Raw genomic sequence first — 9,737 nt, forward strand, 5'->3', positions numbered from 1 at the left:
TGACCGGCTCTATCGCGGCAGTGAAAAAGGCGCGATTCTCAACAGCCTGCTAGTCTTTGGTAGCGGACCCCGAGGAATCGCCGATCATCTCGGCAACCTCGAAGTGGCGCACCAGTGGCTCCATCTCGAGCAGGAACTCCTCGTCCGCGTCCCAATAGCGTGAGCGCTCGGCTTCCTTGCCGGCGAAGCGTCGCACCGCTTCCATCGAATCCCAGAAAGAAAGGATCTGGAACTCGCAGTGTTCGCCCTGGACGCGCCGGATCACCTGCACGCCGCGGTTGCCCGGCGTCTGCACGAAGTCGCGCAGGCCGGTCTCGCGCAGGTGTTCCAGGTATTCGTCGGCCCTGACCGCGAGGGTCACGCCACGCCAGACGCGGGCAATCATGCGCAGTCTCCGGTGGAGGTTTCGCGCCGGCTGCCCCGGCGAAACCCCGGTTGGCGAAATAGCGGCGCGTTGCGGCCGGATTGGCCCCGCCGTCGCCGCTGTACGGCTTTTCGGTGAATCCGATCACGAAAGCGCCGACAGGCGGTACATTACCGGGAATAGGCAGCCGGCCGCCATGCTTATACTGCGCCCGGGACTGAGGGCGGCGGACGGATGTTATCGATCTGTCAACGGCTCGATGCAGCAACCCCGGTAGGCCGCACGCAGGACGTCGTGCCGCCCGTCGATCGTGGCCACGGCAGGCCGCGTGCAGGGGGAACGTGATGGGGAGAGTTTCGTGACAGCAGTGCTCGTGATTCTGGTGCTGGCCCTGGCTGCGGCGGCTGGCGCCTTGTTCTGGCGTTTGCGCCAGGTCGAAGCGGCGAGAGCCCAGTTGCAGGTTGACCACCAGCAGACCGAGGTCGAACTCAAGCAACTGCAGTCGAGCCAGTCGCAGGTCATCCACACCACCAAGCTCGCCTCGCTCGGCCAGATGGTCGCGGGCGTTGCGCATGAGCTCAACACGCCGCTGGGCTTCGTCAAGAGCAATGTCGAAGTCGTGGGCGAACTGCTCGACGACTATCGCAAGCTGGTCAAGAACTACGACATCGCCGTGCAGTATTGCCAGCAGCCGGTCGATCTGATGTTCGGCGCCGACAAGGAATCGCTGGACAAGCTGGTCAAGCATGTCGAGGAATCGCGGCGCAAGCTGTTCGAAGCGCGCAAGGCAGTGGAGAAGAGCCCGTTGCTCACCGAGGCCAAGGAACTGCTGGCCGATTCCGCCGAGGGCATCACCCAGCTGTCCTCGCTGGTGCAGAATCTCAAGGGCTTCGCGCGCGTCGACCGCGACGGCCTGGACCTCATGGATGTGAACGAAGGCGTCGAGAGTGCGCTGATGATCGCCGGGCACCAGCTGCGCGACCGTATCAAGATCGTGCGCAAGCTCGACAGCGTGCCGCGCGTGCGCGGCATGCCCTCGCAGCTCAACCAGGTTTTCCTCAATCTGATTACCAATGCGGCGCAGGCCATGGAAGACGAAGGCACGCTGACCGTCGCCACGCGCGCCGCCGACGGCAACGTCGAGATCGCGTTCTCCGATACGGGCTGCGGCATTCCCGACGACGTGCTGCCGAAGATCTTCGATCCGTTCTTCACGACCAAGGCGCCCGGTGAGGGCACCGGGCTCGGTTTGTCGATCGTCCACAAGATCGTGAAATCGCATGGCGGATCGATCAAAGTGCGAACTACGCCGAACCGAGGTTCGGAATTCACCGTCATGCTGCCAAGCGAAAGCGCAGCGCGACCGACCCTGCACTAGGAAAGTGTTGAGCAAGGTTCTGGAGTGCCGCTCTTGTGATTTGCACCAGATCTCCACAACCCCGCCAAACGCCTGCTGCGCAGGCATTTGGCCGCCCCCTTGACTCAAGGGGGCTCCGAAAGCACGAACTGTTCGTTCAGAGGTTCCCTAAAGGCACGCGTTCATGCTAGGACAGGATTTCGAGATGCCGGCCAGTGATCCCAACCGCGGGGTCCTGCGCGTGCTGTTCATCGATGACGAAGCGCGCATCCTGCGCGCGCTCAAGGCCCTGTTTCGGGAACTCGAGGTGTATGTCACGACCGAACCGCGCGAAGCGGCGCAGCTGGCGGTCACGCACAACGTCGACGTGGTGGTCTGCGACCAGCGCATGCCGGAGATGCTCGGTGTCGACGTGCTGCGTGAGATCCGCGAGAAGCATCCGCGCGCGATGCGGGTATTGCTGACCGGCTATTCGGATCTCAAGGCGGTGCTGGGTTCGGTCAACGAAGGCGAGGTCTATCGCTTCGTCAACAAGCCCTGGGTCAACAGCGAATTGCGCGCCCTCGTGATGGAGGCCGGCGAGATATCGCGCGAGGCTCCGGCCGTCGCGACGGACCAGCTCTCGCCGAACGAGCAGAGCATCGCGCGCTCGCAGGTCGGCGTGCTCGTGATCGAGGACGACGCTAGCGTGCAGCAGCGCCTGCGCGAGATCCTGCAGCCGCACTATCAGGTGCGCTTCGCCAATACGGCCGAGCGCGCGCTGCAGGTGCTCGAGCAGCACGAGACTGGCGTGGTGATTTCGGAAACCGCGACCAATCACGGCGCCGACCTGACCCTCATGCTCAAGGCGCTCAAGCAATACCATCCGCACATCGCGACCGTGGTGATCACCGAGCGCGCCAACGCGCAGACCGTGATCGAGCTGATCAACGAAGGGCAGGTCTACCGCATGCTGATCAAGCCCGTGCGCATGGGCTCGTGCCGGCTCAGCGTGGATTCGGCACTCGGGCGCTACTGGAAGCTCAAGCAGACGCCCAAGGCGGTCCGCCGCTACGGCGTGCTGCCGTCGGCGCAGACGCTGCAGGCGCAGGCCAAGCTGCCCAATTCGCTGCTGAGCCGCATACGCGCGTTGCCGGCGCGTCTGTTCGGCGCCGCGCGGATCTGAGGTTGTGCGCGCGGCGTGACCGCATTCGCGCGACGGTGTTGAAGCCGCACCCTGTGATACTCCTCTCCCCCGAGCAGGCTCGGCGGAGAGGGCTGCCTATGCCGCGCCCGTGATGCCACCCATTCTGGTCATCGGCGCCAGCGGTGCGGTCGGCGGGTTCCTGCTGGCGCGACTGCGTGCGACCGGTCACCACGTGCTTGCACTGAGCCGTATCGGGCGTGCGCCGCTCGACGGTGTGCAATGGCTGCGTGGCGGCCTCGACGATGCGTTCGTCGCGCCCGCAGTCGAGTCAGTGATCTGCGTCGGCCCGCTCGATCAGTTCGTCGCCTGGCTGGAACGCGCGCAGACGCCGGCGCTGCGCCGCGTCGTCGCCCTGAGTTCGATGAGTGCCGACAGCAAACGCGAGTCGCTCGACGCAGCCGAGCGCGAGCTGGCGCAGCGTCTGGCGGCGAGCGAGCAGCGGCTGGCGCGGCATTGCGATGCGGGCAGTGTCGCCTGGACCGTACTGCGGCCGACGCTGATCTACGGAGCTGGCGTCGACCGCAGCCTGACCCCGATCGTGCGCTGGGCGCAGCGGACGCGGCTGTTTCCGCTGCTGCCCCAGGCCAGCGGCCTGCGCCAGCCGGTTCATGCCGACGACGTGGCCGCGGCGTGCGTCGCCGCGCTGACGGATGCGGCCAGCGGCCGGGTCCTGCCACTGGGCGGCGGCGAACGGTTGAGCTACGCCGCAATGCTCGATCGCGTGCGCGCCGGGGCCGGTTGCGCGACGGTTCCGCTGCCACTGAGCATTAATCTTTTGCGCTTCGTGACACGAATCACAGGGCGCGGCGGCGGAATGGTGCAGCGCCTCACGCGCGATCTGGTCGCCGACAACGCCGCCGCGATGACCTTGCTGGGCTGGTCGCCACGCGCCTTCCATCCCGGTTCCGAGTGCTGGCAGACGGTGCCTTCCGCGCATCCTGCTGCATGCGACGACGCGCAGTCGGTGACCTCGAAGTGATTTTTGGCAATGTACACTATGCGGCTGTTTGCGCTTATTTTGTTGCGCCGCAACAGCAAAAACTGTCCCGGCGAGTTCGTTAAATCCACGTTGCCAACGAGCGTTTGAACTCCCTAAGATACGGATCGTTGCGCATCCACCTTGTCCAAGGAAAATTTCCTATGCAGGCCCGAAAGAGTTTGGCACTGGCGTTGTCGTCTGCGCTGCTTGCCGCGTGTGGCGGTGGCAGTAACAGCCCCCGCGCCACCCCGACACCGCCGGCGAACAATGGCAACGGCACCCCCGTTACCGGCGTCATCGCGGCCCGCTTCGACCCGTCCAATGCGGACCCGGCCCAGCGCGTGATTCCGCTGCCGAACAATCTGCTGCTGTCGGGTACGACCGACCTGACCCTCAACATCCCGGTCGCCAACCCGAACAACTTCGCCGATCCCCAGGTCGCGGTGAACGCGCTGGACGGCTGGAGCACGATCGGCCCGGGCCAGGTGCAGTTCTCCGCCGCGCCCAAGGCCAGCACCGTCGTTCCGGGCGGCACGGTCCGCGTGTTCGAAGTGACCCTGACCGGTCCCGGCGGCGGCGTCACCGGCGTCGTGCGCGAGCTCGCGTCCCCGGCCGATTTCGTCACTGCCGTCGCACCGTCGGACACGACCAGCCGCACGGTTGCAATCGTTCCGACCAAGCCGCTCAAGCAGCTGACCAGCTACATGACCGTCGTCACCACCGGCGTGACCGACAACAACGGCAACGACGCGACGCCGGACCAGACCTATTTCCTCTCCAAGCGGCCCAGCCCGCTCTGCGTCAACGGCGCCTCGACCGAGCCGCTGCTGCCGGCAGCCACGGCCTGCGCGCTGGAACCGCTGCGCCAGCTGACCAATTCGCACCTCGCCGCCGCCAACAGCAAGGGCATCACGCCGGACAAGGTCGTCGTGAGCTGGGTGTTCACCACGCAGTCGATCACTCCGGTGCTGCAGGCCGCGGTCGGCAAGGTCGGCCAGTCGCCGGCGCCGCTGACGCGCGTCGTGCCGACCGGCAGGACCCTGGGCGATCTGGCCCTCGGACTTGCGCCGATCGCCGACATCTATATCGGCACGCTCGATGTGCCGTACTACCTGAAGGCTCCGGCCAACAGCACGCTGCCAGCCCAGGCCGCCGCCGTGCTGCAGGGCTTCTGGACCGCCGCGCCGGGTGCGTACGTGCCGCCGTTCAACGCGGCCGGCCTGTCGCCGACCTCGACCAACGTGACCTTCGCCAATCCGTTCCCCGTGGCGACCAAGACCGAGACCATCCCGCTCCTGCTGACCGTGCCGAACGCGGCCTCGGGCAAGACGCGACCGCCGGCCGGCTGGCCGATCGTGATCTACCAGCACGGCATCACGCGCAACCGTACCGATGCGTTCGCCGTCGCGCAGACGCTGGCCTCGCAGGGCTTCGCGGTCATCGCGATCGACATGCCGCTGCACGGCCTGCCGCCGAACCATCCGTTCAACATCGAAGAGACGCCGCTTGTGGCGACCGGCGCACACGAACGCACGTTCAACGTCGACCTCATCAAGAACGATGGCAGCGCGTGCCCGACCGGTCAGTCGGTCTGCAAGGATGACATCCCGGATCCGTCCGGCGCGCACATGATCAACCTCGGCAGCCTGCTGACCTCGCGCGACAACCTGCGTCAGGGCATTGTCGACCTGTTCTCGCTGGCCAAGGCCATTCCGACGATCAGCTACGACGGCGCCGCTGGCAGCGATTTCGACGGATCGCGCATCAGCTTCGTCGGCCAGTCGCTGGGTGCAATGGTCGGCGTCAGCTTCACGGCGTTCGAACCCAGCATCAACACGGCCGTGTTCAGCGTACCGGGCGGCGGCATCGCCCGCTTGCTCGACGGCTCGGCCACGTTCGGGCCGCGCATTCGTGCCGGCCTCGCCGCGTCGGGCGTCGTCGCCGGCTCGCCGGACTTCGACCGCTTCATGGGCGCAGCGCAGCAGGCGGTCGACTCGGCCGATCCGATGAATACCGCGTTCGCCCTCGCCGGCAAGCGCGTGCTGCTGCACGAAGTCGTCGGTGGCGGCACGGCGCTGCCGGACCAGGTCATCCCGAACACGGTGCCGGGTGCTCCGCTGTCGGGTACGGAACCGCTGATCCGCGCTCTGGGCCTGACCTCGATCACCGCGACGACCCAGTCGGCCACCGGTGTGCGCGGCGCTACGCGCTTCATCCAGGGCAACCACGGTTCGCTGCTCGATCCGACCGGCTCGCCGTTCGTGACGGTCGAGATGCAGAAGGAAATGGCGAGCATGCTGGTCAGCGGTGGTACCGCGGTCCAGGTCAGCGACACCTCCGTGATCCGTACGCAGTAAGCGACCGACCAGGAACTTGGGGAATCCAAATATGAAAAACAACACCAACTTCCGCGGCAGCCTGCGGCCCCTGGCCTCGGCCGTGGCTCTTGCGCTCGGTGCCTTCGTCATCGTGCCGGCGCAGGCGTTCGAGTTCGGCAGCGAGGACGGCTTCCACGGCAACGTCAACACGACGCTGACCTACGGCGCCGCGTGGCGCGTCGCCTCGCCCGACGAGGATCTGATCGGCAAGTCGCAGTTCAATCCCGCGATCGGCCAGTTGCCGCTCGGCAGCCAGGCCCAGCGCGATGCGCGTGGCCGCTACTCGGTCAACGGCGACGACGCCGACCTGAAATGGGACGATGGCGACGTCTTCACCAACGCCGTCAAGGCGACGGTCGAACTGAGCCTGATGTACGGCGCGAACACCGGCGCGTTCTTCCGCGGCTACAGCTTCTACGACTGGGAAAACGTCGACCGCTACGATCTGTCGCAGGAAGCGCGCGAGAAGGTCGGCAAGGACACCAAGATCCTCGACGCGTTCGTGTTCCACAACTTCAACATCGGCGGCCAGTCGGGCTCGGTGCGCTTCGGCCAGCAGGTCGTGAGCTGGGGCGAGAGCACCTTCATCCAGGGCGGCGTGAACGTCATCAATCCGATCGACGTGTCGAAGCTGCGCGTGGCCGGTGCGGAACTCAAGGAAGCGTTCCTGCCGGTCAACATGCTGTGGGGCTCGATCGGCCTGACCGAGAACCTTTCGGCTGAAGCGCTGTACATGCTCGAGTTCGAGCAGACCGAGGCGGATCCGGCCGGCACGTACTTCTCGACCAACGATTTCGCCACGCTCGGCGGCAGCTACGTGATGCTGAACTTCGGCACCATCCCGCAGCCGGTCATCAACCCGGATTTCTACTACGGCTACTGCTTCGGCAATTCCGGCACCGACAATCCGAACCTGCCCGCGGCGCTCAAGCCCGCGGCCTGCGGTGCCGCCGTGCCGCGCTCGCCGGACCGCTTCGCGAAGAACTCCGGCCAGTACGGCCTGCGCCTGAACTACCTGGCAGACTGGCTCAACAATGCCGAGTTCGGTTTCTACGCGCTCAACTACCACAGCCGCCTGCCGCTGCTGTCAGGTACCTCGGTAAGGACCACGGCGGTCAACACCGGCCGCTACTTCGCCGAATATCCCGAAGACATCCGCATGTACGCGGTCAGCTTCAACATGCCCCTGGAAGGTCCGGGCGTCGCGCTGCAGGGCGAACTGTCCTACCGCCCGAATTCGCCGCTGCAGATCGACGACGTCGAACTCCTGTTCGCTGCGCTGAGTCCGCTCAACGCCGTGATTCCGGCGCCCGGCCAGCGCTTCAGCAGCCAGCTCGGCCAGTACGGCCCGGGTCAGGAGATCCGCGGCTGGGAACGCCACAAGGTGTCGCAGCTGCAGGTCACCGCGACCAAGGTGTTCGGTCCCGGAAATTTCACCGGCGCGGACCAGATTTCGCTGGTCGGCGAAGTCGGCTTCACGAATATCTGGGATCTGCCGGATCCGTCGGTCATGCGCTATCAGGGTGATGGCACCGATACGGGCGGCGGCTTCGACGTGACCTCCGGCGCGCTGCGCAACCCGCAGACCCAGACCAGCGGTTTCCCGACGTCGTTCTCGTGGGGCTACCGCATCGCCGCGCGCGGCGATTACAACAACGCGTTCGGCGGTGCGTTCACGCTGTCGCCGCGCATCGCGTTCAACCATGACGTCAACGGCATCACCCCGGGACCCGGCGGCAACTTCATCGAAGACCGCAAGTCCGTCACGCTCGGCGTCGAAGCCAACTATCTGAACAAGATGGCCTTCGACATCAGCTACACGGACTTCTTCGGCGCCGGCAATCTGAACCTGATCAGCGACCGCGACTTCATCGCGTTCTCGGTCAAGTATTCGTTCTAAGCGTTTTCTGCGGGAGGGAAATTCATGACGATGCTCAAAAAGAGCCGGACTGCGGCACTGGTGGCGCTGGCCCTCGTGTCGACCGCGGCGTTGGCCAAGGTCAGTCCGCAGGACGCGGCCAAGCTCGGCGTCAGCGGCACGCCGCTGACCCCGATGGGCGCCGAACGCGCCGGCAACAAGGACGGCACGATTCCGGAATGGAAGGGCGGCCTCACGACGCTGCCGGCAGGCTACAAGGTCGGCGACCATCACCTCGATCCGTATGCCGACGACAAGCCGACGCTGACGATCACCGCGGCGAACTACAAGGACCAGGGCGACAAGATCGGCGCCGGCCAGATCGCCATGTTCGAAAAGTACAAGAACTGGAAAATGGTGGTCTATCCGACGCGTCGCAGCGCGGCGTACCCGACGCGCAGCTATGAATACACGATCAAGAACGCGACCACGGGCGAACTCGTCGACGACGGCGAAGGCGTCGAAGGCGTGGCCGAAGGCGTGCCGTTCCCGATCCTCGACAAGGACCCGGTGAAGGCCGGCTATCAGGCGGTCTGGAACCACAAGCTCAAGTTCAAGGGCGTGGCCGCCATGCGCTGGGCCAACCAAGCGGCACCGACCGCGAACGGCGCGTACACGCTGACCCGCATCAAGGAAGAGCTGCTCGGCCTCTACTACAAGCCCGGCAACACGCTCAAAGACATCAACAACGTGCTGATCTACTTCTACCAGGAAGTCGTCGCGCCGCCGCGCCTCGCCGGTCAGGTGCTGCTGGTGCACGAAACCCTGGACTCGAAGAAAGAACCGCGCCAGGCATGGGTCTACAACCCCGGCCAGCGCCGCGTGCGCCGCGCGCCGAACGTCGCCTACGACAATCCGGGCACCGCGTCCGACGGCCTGCGCACGAACGACCAGACCGACATGTACAACGGCGCGATGGACCGCTACGACTGGAAGCTCGTCGGCAAGAAGGAAATGTACGTCCCGTACAATTCGTACAAGGCGCACAGCGACAAGGTCAAGGTGGAAGACCTGGTCAAGCCGGGCTTCATCAATCCGGACCTGCTGCGTTACGAGTTGCACCGTGTCTACGTGGTCGAGGCCACGCTCAAGGCCGGCCAGCGCCACATCAATCCGCGCCGCACGTTCTACATCGACGAGGATAGCTGGCAGATCCTCGTGATGGATCACTACGATACGGCCGGCAAGCTGTGGCGCTATTCCGAAGCACCGAGCGTGAACTACTACGAAGTGCCGCTGATGTGGTCGACACTGGAAACGCATCACGACCTCAAGTCCGGCCGCTACATCGTGTCGGGCCTGGACAACCAGGAAGCGATGTACGACTTCTCGTACCAGACCACGCCGGACATGTTCACGCCGCAGTCTCTGCGCCAGCGCGGATTCCAATAACCGGCGAGGCGACCTTCTGCAGCACGGTTTCTTTGTGCTGCAGCAGATCTCCACAACCCCGCCGAACGCCTGCTATTGCAGCAATAGGCCGCCCCGCCCCGGAGGGGGTGGTAGTGGTAAAAACCAGGGGTTGTAATAGATAGCGGTTTAACCCCGAGTAGAA

At 65.3% G+C, this 9,737-nt stretch carries 7 protein-coding genes; 6 read left to right on the forward strand and 1 reads right to left on the reverse strand.

Annotated elements, in window-relative coordinates:
- Positions 1–49: 49 nt before the first annotated feature.
- Positions 50–385 carry a hypothetical protein gene (locus RUU78_RS12800; protein WP_313917169.1) on the reverse strand — a complete coding sequence of 112 codons (336 nt, stop codon included), beginning with the start codon at positions 383–385 and terminating at the stop codon, positions 50–52.
- A gap of 337 nt (positions 386–722) precedes the next feature.
- Between RUU78_RS12800 and RUU78_RS12805 the strand changes: the two genes are divergently transcribed.
- The 6 genes from RUU78_RS12805 (at position 723) to RUU78_RS12830 (ending at position 9,574) form a co-directional block, all read left to right on the forward strand.
- A complete protein-coding gene (locus RUU78_RS12805; RefSeq protein ID WP_313917170.1) occupies positions 723–1,742 on the forward strand; it encodes an ATP-binding protein in 1,020 nt (339 codons plus the stop codon).
- A gap of 163 nt (positions 1,743–1,905) precedes the next feature.
- Positions 1,906–2,886, forward strand: coding sequence for a response regulator (locus RUU78_RS12810; RefSeq protein ID WP_313917172.1), 981 nt, complete (start codon positions 1,906–1,908; stop codon positions 2,884–2,886).
- 112 nt (positions 2,887–2,998) lie between these two features.
- Positions 2,999–3,886 (forward strand): NAD-dependent epimerase/dehydratase family protein, encoded by an 888-nt coding sequence (locus tag RUU78_RS12815; protein ID WP_313917174.1) that lies wholly within the window; start codon positions 2,999–3,001, stop codon positions 3,884–3,886.
- 161 nt (positions 3,887–4,047) lie between these two features.
- A complete protein-coding gene (locus RUU78_RS12820) occupies positions 4,048–6,243 on the forward strand; it encodes an Ig-like domain-containing protein (protein ID WP_313917176.1) in 2,196 nt (731 codons plus the stop codon).
- A gap of 31 nt (positions 6,244–6,274) precedes the next feature.
- Entirely contained in the window at positions 6,275–8,164 is a 1,890-nt protein-coding gene (locus RUU78_RS12825) for a DUF1302 domain-containing protein (RefSeq protein ID WP_313917178.1), read from the forward strand.
- A 24-nt stretch (positions 8,165–8,188) separates the two neighbouring features.
- Positions 8,189–9,574 (forward strand): DUF1329 domain-containing protein, encoded by a 1,386-nt coding sequence (locus tag RUU78_RS12830; RefSeq protein ID WP_313917180.1) that lies wholly within the window; start codon positions 8,189–8,191, stop codon positions 9,572–9,574.
- Positions 9,575–9,737: the final 163 nt, after the last annotated feature.

It is taken from the genome of Tahibacter sp., from assembly GCF_032229445.1.
Taxonomy (GTDB): Bacteria; Pseudomonadota; Gammaproteobacteria; order Xanthomonadales; family Rhodanobacteraceae; genus Tahibacter.